This window comes from Mycobacterium sp. UM_CSW (assembly GCF_000455205.1).
GTDB lineage: Bacteria > Actinomycetota > Actinomycetes > Mycobacteriales > Mycobacteriaceae > Mycobacterium.
Map to the genome: position 1 here is coordinate 1 of NZ_AUWQ01000013.1, position 24558 is coordinate 24558.

The 24558-nt window shown below is 67.5% G+C and carries 16 protein-coding genes and 1 tRNA gene; 11 read left to right on the forward strand and 6 right to left on the reverse strand.

Annotation, left to right across the window (positions count from 1 at the left end; translation table 11 throughout):
- Positions 1-427: Rieske (2Fe-2S) protein (locus N415_RS05790; RefSeq protein ID WP_152531255.1), on the reverse strand; the 427-nt coding region annotated here is incomplete at its 3' end.
- Between the two features lie 40 nt (positions 428-467).
- On the opposite strand from N415_RS05790, the gene N415_RS05795 reads away from it, so the two are divergent.
- From N415_RS05795 to N415_RS05815, 5 genes are all read left to right on the forward strand, one after another.
- Positions 468-1340, forward strand: coding sequence for a MerR family transcriptional regulator (locus N415_RS05795; protein WP_068178180.1), 873 nt, complete (start codon positions 468-470; stop codon positions 1338-1340).
- Between the two features lie 69 nt (positions 1341-1409).
- Positions 1410-2129 carry a DUF1906 domain-containing protein gene (locus N415_RS05800; RefSeq protein WP_068178184.1) on the forward strand — a complete coding sequence of 240 codons (720 nt, stop codon included), beginning with the start codon at positions 1410-1412 and terminating at the stop codon, positions 2127-2129.
- 494 nt (positions 2130-2623) lie between these two features.
- Positions 2624-11851 carry a type I polyketide synthase gene (locus N415_RS05805; protein ID WP_068178186.1) on the forward strand — a complete coding sequence of 3076 codons (9228 nt, stop codon included), beginning with the start codon at positions 2624-2626 and terminating at the stop codon, positions 11849-11851.
- 28 nt (positions 11852-11879) lie between these two features.
- A complete protein-coding gene (locus N415_RS05810; RefSeq protein ID WP_066928483.1) occupies positions 11880-12272 on the forward strand; it encodes a holo-ACP synthase in 393 nt (130 codons plus the stop codon).
- Positions 12269-13609, forward strand: a complete 1341-nt coding sequence (locus N415_RS05815; protein ID WP_068178189.1) for a dipeptidase — start codon at positions 12269-12271, stop codon at positions 13607-13609. The genes N415_RS05810 and N415_RS05815 overlap by 4 nt, the downstream gene beginning before the upstream one ends.
- Before the next feature lie 4 nt (positions 13610-13613).
- On the opposite strand, the gene N415_RS05820 is transcribed toward N415_RS05815, so the two are convergent.
- A complete protein-coding gene (locus tag N415_RS05820; protein WP_161630277.1) occupies positions 13614-14141 on the reverse strand; it encodes a DUF3060 domain-containing protein in 528 nt (175 codons plus the stop codon).
- A 162-nt stretch (positions 14142-14303) separates the two neighbouring features.
- Between N415_RS05820 and N415_RS05825 the strand changes: the two genes are divergently transcribed.
- Positions 14304-14663 (forward strand): MmpS family transport accessory protein, encoded by a 360-nt coding sequence (locus tag N415_RS05825; RefSeq protein ID WP_152531256.1) that lies wholly within the window; start codon positions 14304-14306, stop codon positions 14661-14663.
- A gap of 27 nt (positions 14664-14690) precedes the next feature.
- Here N415_RS05825 and bcp read toward each other — a convergent pair whose 3' ends face one another.
- A complete protein-coding gene (gene bcp / locus N415_RS05830) occupies positions 14691-15170 on the reverse strand; it encodes a thioredoxin-dependent thiol peroxidase (protein WP_068178199.1) in 480 nt (159 codons plus the stop codon).
- 104 nt (positions 15171-15274) lie between these two features.
- Here bcp and N415_RS05835 point away from each other — a divergent pair, with 104 nt between their 5' ends.
- Complete coding sequence (locus N415_RS05835) at positions 15275-15502, forward strand: DUF3618 domain-containing protein (RefSeq protein ID WP_068135488.1); 228 nt, start codon at positions 15275-15277, stop codon at positions 15500-15502.
- Between the two features lie 43 nt (positions 15503-15545).
- Here the strand turns inward: N415_RS05835 and N415_RS30470 are convergent, their stop codons facing one another.
- Complete coding sequence (locus N415_RS30470) at positions 15546-15764, reverse strand: ferric uptake regulation protein (RefSeq protein WP_081665087.1); 219 nt, start codon at positions 15762-15764, stop codon at positions 15546-15548.
- 481 nt (positions 15765-16245) lie between these two features.
- Here N415_RS30470 and N415_RS05840 point away from each other — a divergent pair, with 481 nt between their 5' ends.
- Together N415_RS05840 and N415_RS05845 are read left to right on the forward strand one after the other, a co-directional pair.
- A complete protein-coding gene (locus N415_RS05840; protein WP_193376413.1) occupies positions 16246-16668 on the forward strand; it encodes an MmpS family transport accessory protein in 423 nt (140 codons plus the stop codon).
- Positions 16665-19622 (forward strand): RND family transporter, encoded by a 2958-nt coding sequence (locus N415_RS05845; RefSeq protein ID WP_068178203.1) that lies wholly within the window; start codon positions 16665-16667, stop codon positions 19620-19622. Before N415_RS05840 ends, N415_RS05845 begins: the two co-directional genes overlap by 4 nt.
- A gap of 28 nt (positions 19623-19650) precedes the next feature.
- Here the strand turns inward: N415_RS05845 and N415_RS05850 are convergent.
- Both N415_RS05850 and N415_RS05855 read right to left on the reverse strand, forming a co-directional pair.
- Positions 19651-19723: transfer RNA gene (locus N415_RS05850), tRNA-Lys, on the reverse strand.
- Positions 19724-19869: 146 nt separating this feature from the next.
- Positions 19870-21108: a GNAT family N-acetyltransferase gene (locus N415_RS05855; protein WP_068178205.1), complete on the reverse strand. Its 1239-nt coding sequence runs from the start codon at positions 21106-21108 to the stop codon at positions 19870-19872.
- A 174-nt stretch (positions 21109-21282) separates the two neighbouring features.
- Here N415_RS05855 and N415_RS05860 point away from each other — a divergent pair, with 174 nt between their 5' ends.
- On the forward strand, positions 21283-23643 hold the full coding sequence (locus N415_RS05860; RefSeq protein WP_068178208.1) for an MMPL family transporter: 2361 nt from the start codon (positions 21283-21285) through the stop codon (positions 23641-23643).
- The gene (locus tag N415_RS05865; protein WP_068178213.1) at positions 23636-24529 is read left to right on the forward strand and encodes a DMT family transporter; all 894 of its coding nucleotides are present in this window, start codon (positions 23636-23638) and stop codon (positions 24527-24529) included. The genes N415_RS05860 and N415_RS05865 overlap by 8 nt, the downstream gene beginning before the upstream one ends.
- Positions 24530-24558: the final 29 nt, after the last annotated feature.

The following is a 24558-nucleotide window of genomic DNA, read 5'->3' on the forward strand; positions in this document are numbered from 1 at the left end:
TTGCGATCGACGCCTCCGGGAACCCCTCACGTCCCGGAAGCGCCACCAAGCGCCCCGTGTTGTCGTACGTCCACGCGTGGTAGGGACACGTGAACCGCTTCGCCCTGCCGCACCCCGTCGCGACCTGCGATTGACGGTGCAGGCAGACGTTGTCGAACGCCTTGACCGCACCCGCTGACGTGCGCGTCAGCAGGATCGATCGACCCATCACCGTCTTGGTGCAGTACGCGCCCGGAGCCGGCAGCTCCGAGACGTAGCCGACCAACTGCGGGCTGGCCAGCAGCATGGCCCGATCCCGTTCGTGCCGCTCGACCGACGTGTAATCCCGTGCGTCCACCCGATGCTGCGACGGCGCGAGGTCGGTCGTCTTGTCACGCGCCAGCTTCAACGCACGCCGCGTCAGGTCGACGAGCTGGTCACGCTCCATATGCCCAGTACAGACCTTGTGACAGTTGTAAGGTCAAGCCGTGGCTGAGCAGTTGCTGATCGGCGACGTTGCGGCCCTGACCGGAATCGCATCGGGCCGCATCCGCCACTACGAGAAAATTGGGTTGCTGCACGCCGAATACCTGAGCAACGGCTACCGCGTCTTCGACGTCGACCAGGTGCTCGAGCTGCTTCGCATCGACCTGATGAGAAGCCTCGGCGTCGGCATCAACGACATCCAGCGCTTGCTCGACGGGGGCCAGACCACCCTGGCCGAGCTGCTCGACGAGCACCGCACCTTGCTGGTGCGCGAGCGCGATCGGCTCGATCAGCTGATCGCGGCGATCGATGCCGCAACCGATACCGGCCCGTCCGGCCTCAACGAAGACATCCTGCGCAGGCTGGCGACGAGGCATCGCGACAGCATCGGCGTCATCGGCAGGCTCACCGCCCCGCTCTCCCCGTCCGTCACCGAGATGTACGCCCAGCTCTTCGACGGGTGGGAGCTGCCGGTTCCCGCTTTGTTCGGGCAGATGGCGTTGCCCCCGGCGGCCAGCACGCTGCTGGAGCAACTGGCCGAGACGCCGGGACATCAAGTGCTCTTCGACCGGCTGCGCAAACTCGCCAACGACGTGGTTGCGTTAGACGAAAGCGATTCCGCGGCAACAGAACTCGCGCGCACCTGGATCGACGCGCAAGTGGCTGATCCGTTGCCCGAAGACGTGGTCGGCGTGCTGCGGCGGGTGCAACCGTTGCTGGTGAACGACCCGGTGATGGTGCAGGGGTTCCGGGCCTGGGCCGGATCCATAAGCCCGGCGGCGGCCCATTTCCTTGACGAGATCTCGCGGCAGACCGCCCGCCGGGGCCTGGAGGCCATCATCGTCATCGTGCTGCCGGGCGATGCGCCGATGTGATGCATATGTGATCTCTGATGCTTAAGCGGTTGATGTGACAAGTGATGTTCCTGTCGTACCCTGTGGCATGTGTCGGTCTCGCGCCGTGACGTGCTCAAATTCGCAGCCGCGGCCCCGGGCCTGGTAGGGCTGTGCGTCGGGGCGGCGTCGTTGCGGGCCGCGCCGGCCTCAGCGTCATTGGGCACTCTGCTCGATTACGCGGCGGGGGTGATCCCGGCGAGCCAGATCAGGGCCGCCGGAGCGGTCGGATCCATTCGCTACGTCTCGGACCGCCGGCCGGGCGGCAACTGGATGCTGGGCAAGCCGATCCAGGTGGGTGAAGCCCGTGACCTGAGCAGCAACGGGCTCAAGATCGTCTCGTGCTACCAGTACGGCAAGGGGTCCACGGCCGACTGGCTGGGCGGGGCAGCCGCGGGGCTGCAACACGCGCAGCGCGGGATGCAATTGCACGCCGCCGCCGGCGGTCCGGCGAACGCCCCGATCTATGCGTCGATCGACGACGACCCGTCGTACGAGCAGTACAAGCAGCAGATAGTTCCGTACCTGCGTTCCTGGGAGTCGGTGATTGGGCACGAGCGCACCGGCGTGTACGCCAATTCGAAAACCATCGACTGGGCACTGCACGACGGCCTCGGCTCGTACTTCTGGCAGCACAACTGGGGCTCGCCGAAGGGCTTCACCCATCCGGCCGCGAGCCTGCATCAGGTGGAGATCGACAAACGAAGCGTCGGCGGGGTGGGGGTCGACGTCAACGAAATCCTCAAACCGCAATTCGGTCAGTGGGCCTAGCGTCCCCACGGCCCGACTTCCAGCAAACACTCGTTCGCTCATTTTCAGCCGTCGCGGGTCGGGCCGACGGGACTGACGCGGCGTCAACGGCAGTTAAGCGAGCCGATTTTTTTAACATAACGATTACATAACAATCGTGCCTTGATCAGCGCAGTTATAGCTACTCGACCGTAACCACCTGCATGCAGCAGGTTTGTTCGCCGCGCCCGCGCGGGCGGTTAAACCCGGTGTTACCCACGACACGGTTACCCGTGCGTAGAACTCACCAGTAACCGATCAACATGCAAAAAGGGCACTGATCCTTATGACACTCTTAGTACAGCCGATGCCGTCCGCCGCCCCGCTCGACCGTTGGGGTGGCCCGCGACAGCACACCGGCCAGCCGTCCTCCGGCTGTGATTCGACGGGGAATCGACGTTATGACAACAGGCCCCCACCGTCGGGAACGGCCGAATGACCGAGATGTAAAGACGCAAGCAGGGGAGAGATAGAAGGTGACGATCCACGAGCACGACCGGGTGTCCGCCGACCGCGACGGGAACAGCCCGCACAGCGCCCATGCTCTGGTCGACCGTCTGACGGCCGGTGAGCCGTACGCCATCGCCTTCGGCGGGCAGGGCAGCGCCTGGCTGGAGACCCTCGAAGAGCTGGTGTCGTCGGCGGGGATCGAGTCCGATCTGGCAACGCTGGTCGGCGAGGTGGAACTGCTGCTCGAGCCGGTGGCCAAAGAGCTGGTTGTAGTGCGTCCGATCGGTTTCGAGCCGCTGAGGTGGGTGCGCGCGCTGGCCGCCGAGGATCCGGTTCCGTCGGACAAGCACCTGACGTCGGCCGCGGTGTCGATCCCCGGCGTGCTGCTCACCCAGATCGCGGCGGCGCGTGCGCTGGCCCGGCAGGGCATGGATTGGACCGCGACGCCGCCGGTGGCCGTCGTCGGGCATTCGCAGGGCGTGCTCGCCGTCGAGGCGTTCAACGCCGCGGGCGCCCGCGACATCGAGCTACTGGCGCTGGCCCAGCTGATCGGCGCGGCCGGGACGCTGGTCGCCCGCCGCCGCGGGATCTCCGTGCTGGGCGACCGCCCGCCGATGGTCTCGGTGACCAACGCCGACCCTGAACGCATTCGCCGGCTGCTCGACGAGTTCGCCCAGGATGTGCGGACCGTGCTGCCCCCGGTCCTGTCCATCCGCAACGGCCGACGGTCGGTCGTCATCACGGGCACCCCCGAGCAGCTTTCGCGCTTCGAACTGTATTGCCAGCAGATCTCCGATAAGGAAGAGGCCGACCGCAAGAACAAGATCCGCGGCGGCGACGTGTTCGCGCCGGTCTTCGACCCGGTCCGGGTCGAGGTGGGCTTCCACACGCCGCGGCTGGTCGACGGCATCGACATTGTCGGGAGCTGGGCCGAGAAGGTCGGCATCGACGTCGCGCTGGCCCGGAAGCTGACCGAGGCCATCCTGGTGAATGGCGTCGACTGGGTGGACGAGATCACGAGCGTTCACCAAGCCGGCGCCCGCTGGATTCTCGACCTGGGGCCCGGGGACATCCTGACCCGGCTGACCGCGCCGGTGATCCGCGGCCTCGGTGTCGGCATCGTGCCCGCCGCCACCCGCGGGGGTCAGCGCAACCTCTTCACCGTCGGGGCCACCCCCGAGGTCGCCCGGGCGTGGTCGACCTACGCCCCCGGCGTGGTCCGCCTTCCCGACGGCCGGGTCAAGCTCTCGACGAAGTTCACTCGGCTGACCGGACGCTCGCCGATCCTGCTCGCCGGCATGACCCCGACCACCGTCGACGCCAAGATCGTCGCGGCCGCGGCCAACGCCGGGCACTGGGCCGAGCTGGCCGGCGGTGGGCAGGTCACCGAAGAAATCTTCGCCGACCGCATCGAGGAGCTCTCGGGACTGCTCGAGCCCGGCCGCACCTACCAGTTCAACGCCCTGTTCCTCGATCCCTACCTGTGGAAGCTGCAGGTCGGCGGCAAGCGGCTGGTGCAGAAGGCGCGTCAGTCCGGCGCCGCGATCGACGGCCTGGTGATCAGCGCCGGCATCCCGGACCTCGAGGAAGCCGTCGAATTGATCGACGAGCTCAACGACGTCGGCATCAGCCACGTGGTGTTCAAGCCCGGCACGGTCGAGCAGATCCGCTCGGTCATCCGCATCGCGACCGAGGTGCCCACCAAGCCGGTGATCATGCACATCGAGGGCGGCCGCGCCGGCGGGCACCACTCCTGGGAGGACCTGGACGACCTGCTGCTGGCGACGTATTCGGAACTGCGGTCGCGGCCCAACATCACGGTCTGCGTCGGCGGCGGCATCGGCACCCCGGAGCGGGCGGCCGAATACCTGTCCGGGCGCTGGGCCGAGGCCTACGGCTTCCCGTTGATGCCGATCGACGGCATCCTGGTCGGCACCGCGGCGATGGCGACGCTCGAGTCCACCACCTCGCCGTCGGTCAAGCGGATGCTGGTCGAAACCACGGGCACCGACCGGTGGATCAGCGCCGGAAAAGCCCAGGGCGGCATGGCTTCTAGCCGTAGCCAGCTCGGCGCCGACATCCACGAGATCGACAACAGCGCCTCGCGGTGCGGGCGGCTGCTCGACGAGGTCGCCGGCGACGCCGACGCGGTCGCCGAGCGCCGCGACCAGATCATCGCGGCGATGGCCAACACCGCCAAGCCGTATTTCGGCGACGTGGGGGAGATGACCTACCTGCAGTGGTTGCGGCGCTACGTCGAACTGGCCATCGGCGACGGCGATTCGACCGCCGACACGGCGTCCCCCGGCAGCCCCTGGCTGGCCGACACCTGGCGCGACCGTTTCCAGCAGATGCTGCAGCGCGCCGAAGCGCGTTTGCACCCAAAGGATTTCGGGCCGATCGAGACGGCCTTCGCCGACAGCGAGCTGCTGGAGAACCCCGAGGCGGCGATCGAGCTGCTGCTCGCCCGCTACCCGGACGCCGAAACCGTGCAGCTGCACCCGGCCGATGTGCCGTTCTTCGTCACGCTGTGCAAGACCCTGGGCAAGCCGGTCAACTTCGTGCCGGTCATCGACAAGGACGTGCGGCGCTGGTGGCGCAGCGACTCGCTGTGGCAGGCCCATGACGCCCGTTACGACGCCGACCAGGTGTGCATCATCCCGGGCACCGCGGCGGTGGCCGGCATCACCCGGATGGACGAGCCCGTCGGCGAGCTCTTGGACCGCTTCGAGCAAGCTGCCATAGACGAAACGCTGGCCGCGGGGGCGGAGCCCCGGCCGGTCACGTCGCGCCGGCGCGGCCGCGCGGACGTGACGGGACCGCTGGCCGTCGTGCTCGACGCGCCCGACGTGCAGTGGGCCGGCCGCACCACGACCAACCCTGTTCATCGGATCGCCGACCCGAACGACTGGCTGGTGCATGACGGACCGGAAAGCCAGCGTGCCACCCACTCCTCCACCGGGGCGCGGCTCGAGGTCAACGGCGACGGCGTCGTGCTGAGCGTGCCCGTGTCGGGCGCGTGGGTCGACATCCCATTCCAGTTGCCCGCCAACACCGTTGACGGCGGCACCCCGGTGGTGTCCACCGAGGACGCCACCGCCGCCATGCGCGCGGTCCTGGCGATCGCCGCGGGCGTCGACGGGCCGGACCTCCTTCCCCCGGTCACCAACGGGACCGCCACCCTGACGGTGGACTGGGATCCCGAGCGGGTTGCCGATCACACCGGCGTCACGGCCGTCTTCGGCGAGCCGCTGGCGCCGAGCCTCACCACCGTGCCCGACGCGCTCGTCGGCCCTTGCTGGCCCGCCGTTTTCGCGGCCATCGGCTCGGCGGTCACCGATTCCGGTGTCCCGGTGGTCGAGGGCCTGCTGAGCCTGGTGCATCTGGACCACGCCGCCCACGTGGTCGGCACGCTGCCGAAGGTGCGGGCCCAATTGACCGTCACCGCAACGGCTTCGGGCGCCCTCGACACGGACATGGGCCGGGTGGTCCCGGTCTCGGTGTCTATTTCGGATGCGGACGGTGCGGTAATCGCCACGCTCGCGGAGCGTTTCGCGATCCTCGGGCGCACCGGCGCGGCCGAGCTCACCGATCCGGTCCGGGCCGGCGGGGCGGTGTCGGAGAATGCGACCGACACGCCCCGTCGTCGCCGTCGCGACGTCACGCTGACGGCGCCGGTGGACATGCGCCCGTTCGCGGTGGTATCCGGCGACCACAACCCGATTCACACCGACCGGGCGGCCGCGCTGCTGGCCGGGCTGGAATCGCCGATTGTGCACGGTATGTGGCTGTCGGCTGCGGCGCAGCACGCGGCGACCGCGACCGACGGCAAGGCCCGCCCGCCCGCTCGGCTGGTCGGCTGGACGGCGCGTTTCCTGGGCATGGTGCGCCCCGGTGACGAGGTCGATTTCCGGGTGGATCGCGTCGGAATCGACCGGGGCGCCGAGGTTTTGGAGGTGGCCGCCCGGGTCGGTTCGGACCTGGTGATGTCGGCCACCGCGCGGCTGGGCTCCCCGAGGACCGTCTACGCGTTCCCCGGGCAGGGCATCCAGCACAAGGGCATGGGCATGGAGGTCCGGGCCCGGTCCAAGGCGGCGCGCAAGGTGTGGGACGCCGCCGACAAGTTCACCCGCGACACGCTGGGCTTCTCGGTGCTGCACGTGGTGCGCGACAACCCGACCAGCATCATCGCCAGCGGCGTGCACTACAACCACCCTGAGGGCGTGCTGTACCTGACGCAGTTCACCCAGGTGGCGATGGCGACCGTGGCCGCCGCGCAGGTCGCCGAGATGCGTGAGCAGGGTGCGTTCGTCGAAGGCGCCATCGCGTGCGGCCACTCCGTCGGTGAATACACCGCCCTGGCCTGCGTGACCGGCATCTATGAGCTGGAAGCCTTGCTGGAGATGGTGTTTCACCGCGGGTCGAAGATGCACGACATCGTGCCGCGCGACGAGCTGGGTCGCTCCAACTACCGACTCGCGGCGATCCGGCCCTCGCAGATCGACCTGCCCGACGAAGAGGTTCCGGCGTTCGTCGCCGGGATCGCCGAGAGCACGGGTGAATTCCTCGAGATCGTGAACTTCAACCTGCGTGGCTCGCAGTACGCGATCGCCGGCACCGTGCGCGGCCTGGAGGCACTGGAGGCCGAGGTCGAGCGTCGGCGCGAGCTCACCGGCGGCCGGCGCTCGTTCATCCTGGTGCCGGGCATCGACGTGCCTTTCCACTCGCGGGTATTGCGGGTCGGCGTGGCCGACTTCCGGCGCGCGCTGGAGCGGGTGATGCCGCGTGATAAGGATCCGGACATCATCATCGGTCGCTACATCCCGAACCTGGTGCCGCGACCGTTCACCCTCGATCGCGACTTCGTCCAGGAGATCAGGGATTTGGTGCCCGCCGAGCCGCTCGACGAGATCCTCGCCGACTACGACACCTGGCGTCGTGAGCGGCCGGCCGAGCTGGCCCGCAAGGTGTTGATCGAGCTGCTGGCCTGGCAGTTCGCCAGCCCGGTGCGCTGGATCGAGACCCAGGACCTGCTGTTCACCGAGGAGGCCGCGGGTGGTCTCGGTGTGGAGCGGTTCGTCGAGATCGGTGTCAAGTCGGCGCCGACCGTCGCCGGCCTCGCGACCAACACGCTCAAGCTGCCCGAATACGCGCACAGCACCGTCGAAGTCCTCAACGCCGAGCGTGACGCCGCCGTGCTGTTCGCCACCGACACCGACCCGGAGCCGGAGCCCGAGGACGAGGTCGACGATTCCGCCGCGGCCACCGCGGACGCGGCGGCGCCGGAAACCGCTGCGGCCGCGCCGGTTTCCGCACCGGCCGCGCCGTCGGGGGCAGCTCGGCCGGACGACATCACGTTCGACGCCGCCGACGCCACCCTGGCGCTCATCGCGCTGTCGGCCAAGATGCGCATCGACCAGATCGAACAACTGGACTCCATCGAGTCCATCACCGACGGCGCGTCGTCGCGGCGTAACCAGCTGCTGGTGGACCTGGGTTCGGAGCTGAACCTGGGGGCCATCGACGGCGCCGCCGAGGCCGATCTGGCCGGTCTGCGCGCGCAGGTGACCAAGCTGGCGCGCACGTACAAGCCTTACGGCCCGGTGCTTTCCGACGCGATCAACGACCAACTGCGCACGGTGCTGGGGCCGTCGGGCAAGCGGCCGGCCGCGATCGCCGAGCGGGTCAAGAAGACCTGGGAGCTGGGCGAGGGTTGGGCCAAGCACGTCACGGTGGAAGTGGCGCTGGGCACCCGCGAGGGCACCAGCGTTCGTGGCGGCGCGATGGGCCACCTGCACGAGGGTGCGCTGGCCGATGCCGCCTCCGTCGACAAGGTCATCGACGCGGCCGTCACGTCGGTCGCCGCGCGACACGGCATTTCGGTGTCGCTGCCCTCGGCGGGCGGTGGTGGCGGCGCGACCATCGACGCGGCCGCACTCTCCGAATTCACCGACCAGATCACCGGTCGCGACGGCGTGCTGGCCTCGGCGGCCCGCCTGGTGCTGGGCCAGCTGGGCCTCGACGACCCAGTGAGCGTGTCGCCGGCGGCCACCGATGCCGAGCTCATCGACTTGGTCACCGCCGAATTGGGCGCGGACTGGCCACGTTTGGTGGCTCCGGTGTTCGACGCCAAGAAGGCCGTCGTGTTCGACGACCGCTGGGCCAGTGCCCGCGAGGACCTGGTCAAGTTGTGGCTGACCGACGAGGGCGACATCGACGCCGACTGGATGCGGCTGTCCGAGCGGTTCGAGGGCGCGGGCCACGTCGTCGCCACCCAGGCCACCTGGTGGCAGGGCAAGTCGCTGGCCGCCGGCCGCCAGATCCACGCGTCGCTGTACGGCCGCATCGCCGCCGGCGCCGAGAACCCGCTGCCGGGTCCGTCCAGCAGCGAGGTCGCCGTGGTGACGGGCGCTTCCAAGGGTTCGATCGCGGCCTCGGTGGTCGCGCGGCTGCTCGACGGCGGCGCCACCGTCATCGCGACGACGTCCAAGCTCGACGACGAGCGGCTGGCGTTCTACCGCGGGCTCTACCGTGACCACGCCCGTTACGGGGCGGCCCTGTGGGTGGTGGCGGCCAACATGGCGTCCTACTCCGATATCGACGCCCTGGTCGAGTGGGTCGGCACCGAGCAGACCGAAAGCCTTGGGCCGCAATCCATTCACATCAAGGATGCGCAGACCCCGACGCTGTTGTTCCCGTTCGCGGCCCCGCGCGTCGCGGGCGACCTGTCCGAGGCCGGTTCGCGCTCCGAGATGGAAATGAAGGTCCTGCTGTGGGCCGTGCAGCGGTTGATCGGCGGTCTGTCGAAGATCGGCGCGGAACGTGACATCGCGTCGCGCCTGCACGTGGTGCTGCCGGGCTCGCCCAACCGCGGCATGTTCGGCGGCGACGGCGCCTACGGCGAGGCCAAGTCGGCGCTGGACGCGCTGGTGAGCCGCTGGCACGCGGAGTCGTCGTGGGCGGCCCGAGTCAGCTTGGCGCACGCGCTGATCGGCTGGACGCGCGGCACCGGGCTGATGGGCCACAACGACGCCATCGTGTCGGCCGTGGAGGAGGCCGGCGTCACCACCTATTCCACCGACGAGATGGCCGCGATGCTGCTCGGCCTGTGCGATGTGGAGTCCAAGGTGGCCGCGGCCAGCAAGCCGATCGAGGCGGATCTGACCGGCGGCCTCGCCGAGGCCAACCTCGACATGGCCGAACTCGCCGCCAAGGCGCGCGAGGAGATGTCGACCGAGGCCGCCAGCGAGGACGACGATGACGCGGCCGCGGGCACCATTCGCGCGCTGCCATCCCCGCCGCGCGGGTACCGCCCCGCGCCACCGCCGGAGTGGGCCGACCTGGACGTCGACCCGGCCGACCTGGTGGTGATCGTCGGCGGCGCCGAGCTCGGACCGTACGGTTCGTCGCGCACCCGCTTCGAGATGGAGGTCGACAACGAGCTGTCGGCGGCCGGTGTGCTGGAGCTGGCGTGGACCACCGGGCTGATCCGCTGGGAAGACGACCCCCAACCCGGTTGGTACGACACCGAATCCGGTGATCTGGTCGACGAGTCCGAGCTGGTCGAGCGCTACCACGACACCGTGGTGGAACGCTGTGGGATTCGCGAGTTCGTCGACGACGGCGCGATCGACCCCGATCACGCGTCCCCGCTGCTGGTGTCGGTGTTCCTGGAGAAGGATTTCGCCTTCGTGGTGTCCTCGGAGGCCGACGCGCGCGCGTTCGTCGAGTTCGACCCGGAGCACACGATCATCCGGCCGGTGCCCGACTCGAGTGACTGGCAGGTGATCCGCAAGGCGGGCACCGAGATCCGGGTGCCGCGCAAGACCAAGCTGTCCCGCGTCGTCGGCGGTCAGGTGCCGACCGGGTTCGACCCGACGGTGTGGGGCATCAGCCCCGACATGGCGAGTTCCATTGACCGGCTTGCCGTGTGGAACATCGTGGCGACCGTCGACGCGTTCCTGTCGGCCGGCTTCAGCCCGGCCGAGGTGATGCGCTACGTGCACCCGAGCATGGTGGCCAACACCATGGGTACCGGCATGGGTGGTGGCACGTCGATGCAGACGATGTACCACGGGAACCTGTTGGGCCGTAACAAGCCGAACGACATCTTCCAAGAGGTGCTGCCGAATATCGTTGCCGCACACGTGGTTCAGTCCTACATCGGCAGCTACGGCGCGATGATCCACCCCGTCGCAGCCTGCGCGACCGCCGCCGTGTCGATGGAGGAGGGCCTCGACAAGATCCGGCTGGGCAAGGCCGAGATGGTGGTGGCCGGTGGCATCGACGACCTGACGCTCGAGGGCATCATCGGCTTCGGCGACATGGCCGCCACCGCGGACACCGGCATGATGCGCGGCCGGGGAATCCACGACTCGAAGTTCTCCCGGCCCAACGACCGGCGCCGGCTGGGCTTCGTCGAGGCACAGGGTGGCGGCACGATTCTGCTGGCGCGCGGTGACCTGGCCCTGAAGATGGGCCTGCCGGTGCTCGCGGTGGTCGCGTTCGCGCAGTCGTTCGGCGACGGCGTGCACACCTCGATTCCGGCCCCGGGACTGGGTGCGCTGGGCGCGGGCCGCGGCGGCAAGGACTCGCCGCTGGCGCGTGCGCTGAACAAGCTGGGTGTGGGCGCCGACGACATCGCCGTGATCTCCAAGCACGACACGTCGACACTGGCCAACGATCCCAACGAGACCGAGCTGCATGAGCGGCTGGCCGACTCGCTGGGCCGCTCGCCGGGCGCCCCGTTGTTCGTGGTGTCGCAGAAGAGCCTCACCGGTCACGCCAAGGGCGGTGCCGCGGTCTTCCAGACGATGGGCCTGTGCCAGATGCTGCGCGACGGGGTCATCCCGCCCAACCGCAGCTTGGACTGCGTCGACGACGAATTGGCGGGCTCCTCGCACTTCGTGTGGGTGCGTGAGACGCTGCGGCTGGGTGAGAAATTCCCGCTCAAGGCGGGAATGTTGACCAGCCTCGGGTTCGGCCACGTGTCCGGGCTCGTCGCGCTGGTACACCCGCAGGCGTTCATCGCGGCGCTGGACCCGGATCAGCGCGCCGACTATCAGCGGCGTGCGGACGCGCGCTTGCTGGCCGGTCAGCGCCGACTCGTGTCGGCCATCGCCGGCGGCCCGCCGATGTATCAGCGGCCCCCGGACCGTCGCTTCGACCATGACGCGCCGGAGAAGCGGCAGGAGGCGGCGATGCTGCTGAATCCGGCCGCCCGCCTGGGCGAGGACGAGGCCTACGTCGGGTGACTTCGGTTATCCGTTAGCCTGGCCAGCCATGGGCATTGTCGGTGTGGGGATTGATCTCGTCTCCATCCCTGATTTCGCCGAGCAGGTCGACCAACCGGGCACGGCTTTCTCCGAAACGTTCACCCCGGGCGAGCGGCGCGACGCGTCGGACAAGAGCTCGTCGGCGGCGCGTCACCTGGCGGCCCGCTGGGCGGCGAAGGAGGCGGTGATCAAGGCGTGGTCGGTGTCGCGGTTCGCGCAGCGGCCCGTGTTGCCGGAGGACATCCACCGCGACATCGAGGTGGTCACCGACATGTGGGGCCGCCCCCGCGTGCGGCTGACCGGCGACATCGCCAAGCATCTGGCCGACGTGACGATCCACGTGTCGCTGACGCACGAAGGGGACACCGCCGCCGCGGTCGCCATCCTGGAGACCCCTTGAGTGCTCGCGGAATAGCGGATCGCGTCCGCGAGGTGTTGCCGTCGGTGCGCCGCGACCTCGAGGACCTGGTGCGGATCGAATCGGTGTGGGCTGACCCCGCCCGCCGCGACGAGGTGCACCGCAGCGCACGGGCCGTCGCGGACCTGTTGTCGCAGGCCGGTTTTGGCGACGTGCGCATTGTCAGCGAGGGCGGGGCGCCGGCCGTCATCGCGCGGCATCCGGCGCCGCCAGGAGCGCCCACCGTGTTGCTGTACGCCCACCACGACGTGCAGCCCGAAGGTGACCACAGCCAGTGGGCGTCGCCGCCCTTCGAGCCGACGGAACGCAACGGGCGGCTGTACGGCCGTGGCAGCGCCGACGACAAGGCCGGTGTCGCAACACATTTGGCGGCGTTTCTGGCCCATGGCGGCCAGCCGCCGGTCGGCGTGACGGTCTTCGTCGAGGGCGAGGAGGAATCCGGCTCCCCGTCGCTGGGTCGATTGCTCGCCGCGCAGCGCGACGCGCTGGCCGCCGACGTGATCGTGATCGCGGACTCGGACAACTGGAGCACGGACACACCCGCGCTGACGGTTTCGTTGCGTGGGCTGGTCGACTGCGTGGTCGAGGTCGCCACGCTCGACCACGGGCTGCACTCGGGCCTGTGGGGCGGTGTGGTTCCCGACGCGCTGAGTGCCCTGGTGCGGCTGCTGGCCAGTCTGCACGACGACGACGGCAACGTCGCCGTGGCCGGCCTGTACGAAACCGACATCAGCTCACTCAATTACCCCGACTATCCGCCCGAGCGAGTCCGCGCCGATTCCGGTGTGCTGGACGGGGTGTCCGAGATCGGCTCGGGTTCGGTGCCCCAGCGGCTCTGGGCAAAACCGGCGATCACGGTGATCGGCATCGACACGACACCCGTTGCCGCAGCGTCGAATACGCTCATCCCGCGAGCTCGGGCCAAGGTCAGCATGCGGATAGCGCCCGGCGGCGACGCCGAGGCGCACCTGGACGCATTGACCGCGCATCTGCAGCGGCACGCCCCGTGGGGGGCGCGGGTCAGCGTCACGCGGGGCGACAAGGGCGAGCCCTACGCCATCGACGCCAGCGGCCCCGTTTACGACGCCGCGCGAGCGGCCTTCCGGCAGGCCTGGGACGCCGAGCCGATCGATATGGGCATGGGCGGCTCGATCCCGTTCATCGCTGAGTTCGCCGCCGCGTTCCCGAAGGCGAAGATCCTCGTCACCGGCGTCGAAGACCCGGCGACCCAGGCGCACAGCGTCAACGAGAGCGTGCACCTGGGCGTGCTGGAGCGCGCGGCGATCGCCGAGGCGCTGCTGTTAGCCAACCTGGGCTAGGTTTTCAGCGGTTGCGCTGCGAGACGATGTTGTTGCTTCCCGTCCTGTTGATCGTCGGCGCACCGCCCCGGTAGGTCACCAGGTTGTCGTCGCCGATGATGCCGATGGTGTCGGCGCTGTCGACGGTGACTTTGTTTGCGCTACCTCGGATGTCGAGCCGCAGGCAGTGGCCGGTGACGGTGTAGGTGTTGTTGCCCCCGTCCAGCTCGAGGTTTCCGTTGTTGCAGTCGATCGTGCCCGTCGTACCGGCGTTGATCATGATGAGGTGCCCGTGCACGGTGTCCTTGTTGTAGTGAGTCGCCATGTAGCACCCGATGGCGACCAGGGCCGCGGCCCCACAGATGAGGAGAAACCTTTTTCGGGGATTCTTCGCCAGCTCGACCAAGCTAGGAAGCCGCCGCCGGAAGGTCTCCCCGGGTACCGCCCCACTTCCCGAGTCGGTCGTGAAGGGCTGGGGCGGCGTCACGGGTGGCTGGCCGACGCCGCGCTCCAGGTCGCGTATGTACTGCTCGGGGTCTTCTCGGTCCCTCATCGTCGGCTCCTTAAGCGTCTCCATCTAGGAACGCGCCATAAGTCTGCCCCATGACGCTTGCGAGATCCTTGTGCGCGACCGGACCGGCGTTGCGTCTACGAGTTGCTGAAACGCGCGAGCGGGCGCAAAGTACCCGTGAGCGGGGGCGAGAACGGAGAACTGATGAAGTCCTTGTTTGCCCTAGCCCTCGCGCTATCGGTCGGGGCGCCGCTGACGATGGCGCCGGTCGCGGCCGGTGCACCGGGCGATGCGGTGGTGTACACCGTGACGTCGGATGCCCCGTTGGCGGCGGTGTCGTATTACGACGCAACGGGTGTCCTGCAGATTCTGAACAATCAGCCTGTCCCGTGGTCGGTCTCGTTCACCAGCAAGGACACCAGCCCACCGGCGGTGCTGAGCGTCGCCGCGAATCCGACAGGTCAGAAGACGACATGCACGATCACCGTCAACGGGACGGTGAAGGACACTCAGTCCAAGACCGGGTCGGGCGAAGCCAACCTGGTGCAGTGCAGCGTCGTTTGATCAGGGTCCGGTCAAATTTGCTGCTGCCTAGCCAAGCTGGGCGATGATTTTCGGGATATTCGTCGCCGTGTGTGCCGCCTTGACGTTGTACTGGGCGACGGCGATCTTGCCCTTTTCGTCCACCACGAAGGTTGACCGGATCACTCCGGTGACGGTCTTGCCGTACATCTGCTTCTCGCCGTAGGCGCCCCACGCCGTCAGCACCTTGCGGTCGGGATCGGACAGCAGCGGGAACGTCAGCTTCTCGGCGTCGCGAAACTTCGCCAGCTTCTCGGGCTTGTCCGGCGAGATGCCCACGACGTCCAGGCCGGCGTCGTTGAGCTCGCTCAGGTTGTCGCGAAAGGCGCACGCCTGTTTGGTGCATCCCGGCGTCGAGGCGGCCGGATAGAAGTAGACGATCACTCGGCGTCCCTTGTAGTCGGCCAGCGACACCTTGTTGCCGTCGGCGTCGAGCAAGCTGAAGGCGGGCGCCTTGTCGCCCGGCGCGAGCCGTGTCGTCTCGGTCAAGACGGGTCCTTTCTCTTCACCGGCGCGATGGGGTTATCGCCGGCTGATCTAGGGTAGTGCGGGCGGGTGTATCACCTGAAGACTGGGACTTGGAGGACAGACACGTGGCGGACCGGGACCCCGAGGCCATCAAGCGGGACATCGACCTCGCCCGCGACCAGCTGGCGGCCACCGTCGACTCACTCGCCGAGCGCGCCAACCCCCGCCGTCTCGCCGACGACCTCAAGGCCCGCGCTGTCGAATTCGTCAAGAAGCCCGTGGTGATCGCGTCGCTCGTGGGGATCTCGTCGGTCGTCGTGATCGTCGTGGTCCGCCGGATCAGGGACCGCTGACCGTCGCAAAAAGTGGCGAGTCCCGTATTTGGGAAGCCGTTGTTTATCGTGCCGCCTTGGCGGCTTCGCGCCGAGCCTTCTCTTTCGCGCGGGTCGAGCAGCAATGTCCCATGTCGCAATGGAACCGGTCGGCGCATTCATGCGAGCAATAAATTGAGGCGGCCGGAAGCCAGTCCGGATCGGACAGGTCACGCCGTCGATCGTTCGGATCGAACGTATGGCCGCAATGTACGCAGACCTTGACCTTGGCCTTGGTAGCCATGTCGATCAGCGTACGCGCTATCGCCTTAAATCTGTGCTGGTTTCAACCCGTGACAACAATCGACGTCTTGTAACGAGTTTGCGCCGGCGAATCGGCTATTTCCGGACACTGATTTTCGGCACGACCGCGCGGCCATCCCGATGAGAACGACGGCTGGAGGTCGACAGCACAAATCAGTTCCTCAGTGAAATCGCTTGTAGCGCAAGTTGTTCCACGCCTTCCGCTCCGCGCGGTCGTGCGTTGCCCTTGTTGAGCGTTGCTTATTGCTGTCCGCGCGCGAGTAGCCCCCTGCCGTTGGGTCGTCGCCCAGCAAACTGGCCAGCTGGAGTACGACGAGCGGTGCGGTTGCCGTGCGGCTCGGAGGCGACCGCGCACCACGCAGGAATTAACTCGACCGTCATGGCGTTGGCTAGCGATTGCGCGGGCGCCGAGATGCCGATTCGGCGAACCCGTGGCACATTCCTAGTCGGAGGGGACGGTGTTGAGGCTACTCAAGCGGGCATGGGTTGCGCTGGTCGTTGTCGTGGCAGTGGTCATCGGCGGCGTTGCGGTGCAGCGCCTCAGCGGCGTCTTTCCGGGACCCGGCCTACCCAAGCCCGACCCGCGCGACGCGACCCCGCCGTATGCGGCCAAGACCGCCATTTACGAAATCCTGGGACCACCAGGGACAACCGGCGTCGTCAACTGGATGGATGCCGACGCGCAACCGCAGAAGGCCAACTTCACCACGTTGCCGTGGTCGCAGACGATCGTTGCGGAAATGCCCGGCATCTTCGCGTACGTCGTCGCCCAAGGCGACGGCCCCTCGATCGGCTGCCGGATCACCGTCGATGGCAAATTGGTCGATCAGCAACAGGTCAACACGCGTGATGCGCAGGTCTCCTGCTTGGACAAATCCGCGTGACCGATAACTCGAGCGACACGGACGAGATACCCGTCGCGCAACGTGCCGAAGTCGAGCACAAGCCGCGTCTGGCCCGCGCCATCCGCGTTCTGGCGTTGCCGATCGTAGTGATCTGGCTGTTGATTGCGGTGGGCGTCAACGTGTTCGTCCCGCAGTTGGAGAAAGTTGCCGAGGACGTCTCGGTGCCGCTCTCGCCATCCGACGCGCCCTCGGTGACCGGGATGAAGCACATCGGGGAGAAGTTCAAGGAGTACGACTCCGACAACCTCGTCCTGGTGACCCTCGTCGGTGACCAGCCGCTCGGCCAGGACGCCCACCGCTATTACGACGATCTGGTCAAGAAGCTGAAGCAGGACACCAAGCATGTCGAGCATGCGCTCGACTTCTGGGGACAGCGATTCACCGCCTCGGGTGTCGAGAGCTACGACCACAAGTCCGCCTACGTCCAGGTCAACCTGCGCGGTGACCAGGGCGGCGCTGTCGGCGACAAGTCGGTCGACGCGGTTCGCAAAATCGTCGCGGACTCGACACCCCCTCCGGGGGTGAAGGCCTACGTCGCGGGTCAGGGGGCCCTGACCGACGACACGATCGTCGTGGGTAACGCGAGCCTGTTCAAGATGACGATCATCACCGTCATCATCATCGCGATCATGCTGATGTTCGTCTATCGGTCCATCGGCACTGTGCTGCTGACGATGGTGATTCTGTTCGTCGGACTGGCCACCGGCCGAGGCGTCGTGGCGCTGCTGGGCGACACCGGCATCATGGGGCTTTCGACGTTTGCCGTCAACTTGCTGACGGCACTGGCGATTGCGGCCGGCACCGACTACGCGATCTTCATGGTGGGCCGTTACCAGGAAGGTCGCGAGCGGGGACTCGATCGCGAAGCCGCCTACTACGACACCTTCGCCGGGGTCACCAAGGTGGTGCTGGGCTCGGGTTTGACGATCGTCGGCGCGCTGGCCTGTTTGCATTTCACTCGACTGCCCTACTTCAATTCGCTGGCATACCCGTGCGCAATCGGTCTGTTGGTCGTTGTGGCCGCCGGGGTGACCCTGACGCCGGCGCTGATCGCAGTCGCAAGCGGCTTCGGCCTTTTCGACCCGAAGCGCAAGTTCAACTACACCCGGTGGCGCCGCCTGGCGACAGCCATCGTGCGGTGGCCGGCGCCCATCCTCGCGACCTCCGTCATCCTGGCGATTGTCGGCGCCATCGGGCTGATGGGCTTCAACCCGCGCTACAACGACCTGTACTACCTACCCAAGAGCGCTTCCTCAGTGCAGGCATACGACGCGGCTGATCGTCACTTCACCCAGGCCCGGCTGAATCCGGACCTGCTGATGATCGAATCGGACCACGATCTGCGTAACCCCACCGACATGCTGGTCCTGGACAAGATTGCCGGAGCCATCTTCCGAGTGCCCGGCATCGAACGGGTGCAGAGCATCACCAGACCGCTGGGGCCGCCGATCCAGGATGGGTCCGTCCCGTTCCAGCTCAGCGTGCAAACCGCGCCGATCCGCAGCAACCTGAACTACCTCAAAGACCGCGTCGCCGATATCAAGAAGATCACCGGTTTCCTCGACACTCAGATCGCGCTGTTGGAGCGCCAGTACGCGGTGACCCAGAAGCTCGCGGCCGCCGCGGAGGACAGCTCGAAAACCACGGGGGAGACAGCGGCGATCACGGACGAGATCCGGGACCACATCGCTGATTTCGACGACTTCTGGAGACCGATTCGCAGTTACTTCTACTGGGAGAAGCACTGCTACGACATCCCGATCTGCTGGTCGCTGCGATCGCTGTTCGACGCGCTGGACGGATTCGATCAGCTGGCCGAAAAGTTCCACGCCCTCACCGGCGATCTGTCCGACACCGCAAAGGCCACCCGTGAGCTGCTGGCGATCATTCCCGAGAATATTGCCGTCAGTAAGGCGATCCGCGACACGACACTGACCATCTACAGCACGTTCGACAACCTGGTCGATCAATTCGATCGGCTGACCGACACGAACGCCGTAATGGGCAAGTCCTTCAACGACTCTCAGATCGAGAGCCTGTTCTACCTGCCGCCCGAAATCTTCAAGAACCCGGACTTCCAGTTGGGGTTGAGCTTGATGGTGTCGCCGGACGGCAAGGCTGCCCGGTTCATCATCACCCACGCCGTGGATCCGGCGACGACGAAGGGAATCGCGTCGGTCGAGCAGGAGCGCCAGGCGGCCAAGGAGGCGATCAAACTCACTTCGCTGCAGAACGCCGACATCTACCTCGGCGGTACGGCGGCGACGTTCAACGACATCGCCCACGGCGCCAAGTTCGACCTGATGATCGCCGGGGTGGCCTCAATTGTGCTCATCTTCATCATCATGGTGATCGTCACCCGTGCGTTGGTCGCTGCAGGCGTCATCGTCGGCACGATCGTGTTGTCGCTGGGGGCCGCCTTCGGATTCTCGACGCTCATCTGGCAGCACCTCCTTAATTTCGAGTTACACTGGGTGGCAACCGAATTCGCGTTGATCGTGCTCTTGGCGGTGGGATCGGACTACAACCTGATGCTGGTGTCGCGAATCGAGGAAGAGATCGGAGCGGGTCTGAAAACGGGTCTCATTCGCGGCATGGGTCTCACCGGCCCGGTGGTGACCGCCGCCGGTCTGGTGTTTGCCGTCACCATGGCCACGATGATCACCAGCGACCTTCGGGCGATCGGCCAGTTCGGCACCACGATCGGGCTCGGCCTGATGTTCGACACCTTCGTCGTGCGATCGCTCATCACGCCGTCGATCATGACGGTGATGGGACGTTGGTTCTGGTGGCCGAAACGGGTACGCGTCCGCCCCGCCAGCCAGATGCTGCGGTCCGTCGGGCCGCGCCCGCTGGTTCGCGCGCTGTTGTACCAGCCGCGGCACGCGGAAGTGCAGAGTAGCGACCGGGAGGGCACGCCGGTTGCAGGTTGAGGCGTCGTTGAGACGCGTCTGTTCAAAGTGCGCCGTCAGGGTTTCGAACCCCGGACCCGCTGATTAAGAGTCAGCTGCTCTACCAACTGAGCTAACGGCGCCGTCTACGGCCGAGACCGCGTAGGCGACAATAACAGGCGTGCTGCCGCCAAGCGAAATCCCGATGTCCCCCCAGGATAGCGGTTGAGCGGCGAGGCGGGGGTCCGCCGCCCGGTGGCGTAGGAAAGGTCTTGTTCGCCAAGAACTATCAAAACAGCGTCCCGCAGTAGGGCGCCCGCTCGGTGCTGAACGCGGCGTCCAGTTCGCGGATGGCACCCGGGCGCAGTTCGGTGAGGCGGTCCGCTCGCGCCAGTTCGGAGGCGCGATGCGCCCCCATGTAGATGGTCGACAATTCGGCCAGGCCGATTTCGACGTCCGCCGGCCCCTCGTGCGGCGTGCATTTGCCTGCGCCGTCACGGGTCTGCAGCTGGAATCGTCCGCCGGCGAGGTTGAGCGGGTCTGTGACCTCCAGCACGAGGCCGGTGTCGGCGGAGTACTCGCGTGCGCCAAGCACTTCGGGCACGTCGTTGATCCGCACCCACAGAAAATCGCTCATCCCCGTAGTTTGGGCGGTGCGCTGGTCGCGCAGTTTGAGCCGAAGCGGATCATCGACCGGCACGTCGATCTCGATGTTGTCGAACATCTCCAACACCAACAGCGTCTGCAGCAGCTCGGTGTGAGCTTCGTCCGTGACGGGGCAGAAGTCTTCGACGAGCACGGAGCCGAACGGCGGCCGAAAGGCATGTTTGCCCGCACCGACGACGCGATATGCCAGGAAGCCGTCCGGGTGAACGGTGAAGTTCAGCGCTGACCCGTTGCCCCGCTGGGTGGGCCTGTCCTCCAAAAAGTCGGCCCACCATGCGTCGTCGCGCTCAACCGCGCCATTCGTGACCGCGCACCACCGTTCGTAGATTCCGGGCAGTAGTTCCTTCGCCTCGTCGGCGTTGACCTCGCGCGCCCGGTTGCCGCTTGGTGTGTTACGCAATTTCGCGAAGCGGCGGTCGATGGAGTAGCAGTGGGCGTAGCTCGCCACGCCGGCGCCAAAACCGTCGTACATCGCGGTCTGAGTGGGAACTCCGCAGACGATCGGGTAACCGCGCTCGAGAAGCTTTCCCAGACCCTGCGCGCTGAGCTGCGCCCAAATCCCCGTTCCCTGGTGCGTCGACGCGACCGCGATCATGGTCAGCCACGCGGCCCGCAGGCTGCCGCCACCGGGCACGGTGAGCCGGGCGCGATAGATGATCGATGTCCCCACCACGGTCGGATGCTCGGGATCCGAGACATCCTCGGCTACCAGGATGTCTTCGAGTTCGACGCGGCGTTTCCATGCTTCCACGGCGCGCGGGTCCACCGGATCCCCGAAAGTGCGAGCCTGATTCTCATAGACCGCCTGCCAGTCATTTTCGGTCGGATGCCTAATTATGATCGCGTCGTCGGTCGTGTTCATCGGTGGTCCAATCCGCTTCTAGCCCAGCCGAATCGGCGCTCCGGACGCCGAATCCTTATACCGGGGGCCCGCTCTCGTTCGATACCCGGGTGTCGGACCGTCAAACGTCAATTGACGCGAGCAACCCACCGCGGGGTGGGTCGGACGGCCCTGGTCTGGGTATAGCCATACCCCATGCTGCAAGGAATCACGCGGCTCGCCATTGCCGCGCCGCGTCGCATCATCGCGGCTACCCTCTTGATCCTGATAGGCGCCGCCATCTTCGGAATACCGGTGGTCGACCGCCTGTCGGGCGGCGGCTTCCAGGACCCGACGTCGGAATCCGCGCGGGCGACCGCCCTGCTCAGGGACCGATTCAACCAAACCGATCAGCAGATGCTGATCGCCGTGACCGACCCCGCCGGCGCCCAAAGCGGCCCGGCGCGCCAGGTCGCCACCGACATCGTCGACCATCTGGAACGGTCGCCGTGGGTGCTGAATGTGTCCTCGGCATGGACGTCGCCGCCGCAGGTCGCTACCCAGCTGGTCAGCAAGGACCGGTCGTCCGGCCTGATCGTGGCCGGGCTGAAAGGCGGCGAGAACGACGCGCAGGATTACGCCAGCATCCTCGCCCGCGAGCTGGTGCACGACCGCGACGGCGTCACCGTGCGCGCCGGCGGCATGGCGGTGGCGTATGCCCAGATCAATGACCAAAACGCGCGCGACCTGCTGTTGATGGAGTCCATTGCGATCCCGCTGAGCTTCGCGGTGCTGGTCTGGGTGCTGGGCGGGGTGGTGGCCGCAGCGCTGCCGATCGGCGTGGGCGGGCTGGTCATCGTCTGCACGATGTCGGTGTTACGGCTGATCAGCTTCGCGACCGACGTATCGACGTACGCCCTGGACCTGAGCATCGCGATGGGTCTTGCCCTGGCGATCGACTACAACCTGCTGATCATCAGCCGCTACCGCGAGGAGTTGGCACGCTCCGGCGAACGGGATCGAGCGCTGTTTCGGACGATGGCCACCGCCGGCCGCACCGTGCTGTTCTCGGCCACCACCGTCGGGTTGTCGATGGCCGTGATGGCGCTGTTCCCGATGTACTTCTTGAAATCGTCCGCCTACACCATCGTGGCCACCGCCGTGATCGTGGCGATCGCCACCGTGGTGGTGACGCCGGCGGCGATCGCGCTGCTGGGTCCCCGGCTGGACGCGCTCGACGTCCGTCGGTGGTTCGCGCGCCGGGTGCCGCCGCGGTCGAAGTCGTGGCGCGACCATGCCCACAAGCCGGTCTATTCGCTGTTCTGGTACCGGTCGACCAAGTTCGTGCTGCGCCACGCCCTGCCGGTCGGCCTGGCCGTCGTCGCGCTGCTGCTGTTGCTGGGCGCCCCATTCCTGGGGGTGAAGTGGGGCTTCCCGGACGAGCGCGTGCTGCCCCGCTCGGCGTCGGCGCGCCAGGTGGCCGACATGCTCGACAACGATTTCGGCAACGGATTAGGAACCTCGATATCCGTCGTCCTCCCCGATGCCCGCGGGGTGACAACCGCCGACCTAGAGCGTTACGCCGCCGCGCTGTCGCGCGTACCCGACGTGTCCGCCGTCACGGCGCCCACCGGGATGTTCGTGGCCGGATCCCTGGCCGGGCCGCCCGCCGCGGCCACCGGCATGGCCAACGGCAGCGCGTTCCTCACCGTGGCCACCACCGCGCCGCTGTATTCGCAAGCGTCGAACACCCAGCTCGACCGGTTGCACGCGGTCAGCGGGCCGGGCGGGCGGTCGGTGGAGATGACCGGGCTGGCGCAGATCAACCGCGACAGCGTCGACGCGATCACCCTGCGGCTGCCGGCAGTGCTGGCGCTCATCGCCGTCATCACGTTCATGCTGCTGTTCCTGCTAACCGGCAGCGCCGTGCTACCGCTGCAGGCGCTCGTGTGCAATGTGTTGTCGTTGACGGCGGCGTTCGGCGCGATGGTATGGATCTTCCAGAACGGGCACCTCGGCGCATTCGGGACCACACCGAACGGGACGTTGAACGCCAACATCCCAGTGTTGTTGTTCTGCATCGCATTTGGGCTCGCCATGGACTACGAGGTGTTCCTGGTCTCGCGGATCCACGAGTACTGGCTGGCCTCTCCCGTCGCCCGCGAGGAGCGACCGAATCCCGCTGAGGCGCATGCGGTCACGGACGAAAGCACGGCGCTGGGCCTGGCCGGCATCGGCCGGGTCGTCACCACCGCCGCGCTGGTGATGTCGATCTCATTCGCCGCGCTGATCCCCGCGCACGTCTCGTTCATGCGAATGCTCGGTGTCGGCCTGACGCTTGCCGTGCTGGCCGATGCCACCCTGGTGCGGATGGTCCTGGTACCCGCGTTCATCCACCTGCTCGGCCGGTGGACGTGGTGGGCGCCCCGGCCGTTGGTTCGGCTGCGCGAACGGTTGGCGACGGGGGAGGCCGACGCCGCCAAGGTTGGCCGGCGCCGTTGGGCTGACGACGCCCACGCGCCGCGGCAGCCCCGGATCAGGAGGTGGCCCACGCGGGCGGTGACAGAGCGTGGTTAGCGCCGCCGTCCTGGCGTTGAGCTCCGCGTTTTGCATCGCCATCGGCGACGTGCTGCAGCAACGGGCGGCGCACTGCATCGATGACAGGTCGATCGGCCACATCGCATTGCTCGCCACCCTGCTGCGCAACCGGCGGTGGTGGTGGGGCGCGCTGTTCCTCATCGCGAGCATCGCGTTGCAGGCGGCAGCCCTGGGCAAGGGGTCGGTGCTGCTGGTGCAGGCGCTGCTCATGCTTTCGCTGCTGTTTGCGCTGCCCATCAACGCGCGCGCGTGGCATCGCAGGGTGACCGGCGGCGAGTGGATCTGGGGTGGCTTGCTGACCGCCGCGGTGGTCGTGGTCGTGGTGGTCGGCAACCCAGGAGCCGGTCGCTCGAGTGCCCCGCTGGGAACCTGGCTGGCGGTGGGTGTCGTGCTTGCGCCGCTGCTGGTGGCGTGCGTCGTGGCTGGCCGGATTCGGGGTGGTGCCATGGCCGCCGCGCTGTTCGCGTTCGTGTCGGGGTCGCTGTGGGGTGTTTTCGGGGTGCTCACCAAGGAGGTCGTCGCCCGGCTCGGCGATGGCGGGTGGGCGGTGGCCCGAACCCCAGAGCTGTACGCCTGCGTGCTGGCCGCGGCGGGGGGCGTGGTCTGGAGTCAGGCGGCGTTCCGGGCCGGGCCCCTGACCGCTTCGATGCCCACGCTGCAGATGTCGCAGCCGGTGGTGGCGGCGGTGCTGGGCGTCGTCGTCCTCGGCGAGACGCTGAACGCGGGCCGCGCCGGCATAGCCGCCCTGGTGGTCGCGGCGCTGGTCATGACGGCAGCGATTTTCAAGCTCGCCCGTGTCGAGGCCGTCGTGACCCGCGATGGCGTCGAGGCCGGCCACCGGCGCCAGGTCAGCCAACCGGCCTAATCGCATGCCCGGCGGTCCGCGGGTTTCCC

Coding starts and splice junctions, on each gene's coding strand:
- N415_RS05860 (WP_068178208.1), top strand. CDS start 21,283: ATGCTGCAAGGAATCACGCGGCTCGCCATTGCCGCGCCGCGTCGCATC.
- N415_RS05820 (WP_161630277.1), bottom strand. CDS start 14,141: ATGAGGGACCGAGAAGACCCCGAGCAGTACATACGCGACCTGGAGCGC.
- N415_RS30470 (WP_081665087.1), bottom strand. CDS start 15,764: ATGGCTACCAAGGCCAAGGTCAAGGTCTGCGTACATTGCGGCCATACG.
- N415_RS05810 (WP_066928483.1), top strand. CDS start 11,880: ATGGGCATTGTCGGTGTGGGGATTGATCTCGTCTCCATCCCTGATTTC.
- N415_RS05825 (WP_152531256.1), top strand. CDS start 14,304: ATGAAGTCCTTGTTTGCCCTAGCCCTCGCGCTATCGGTCGGGGCGCCG.
- N415_RS05855 (WP_068178205.1), bottom strand. CDS start 21,108: ATGAACACGACCGACGACGCGATCATAATTAGGCATCCGACCGAAAAT.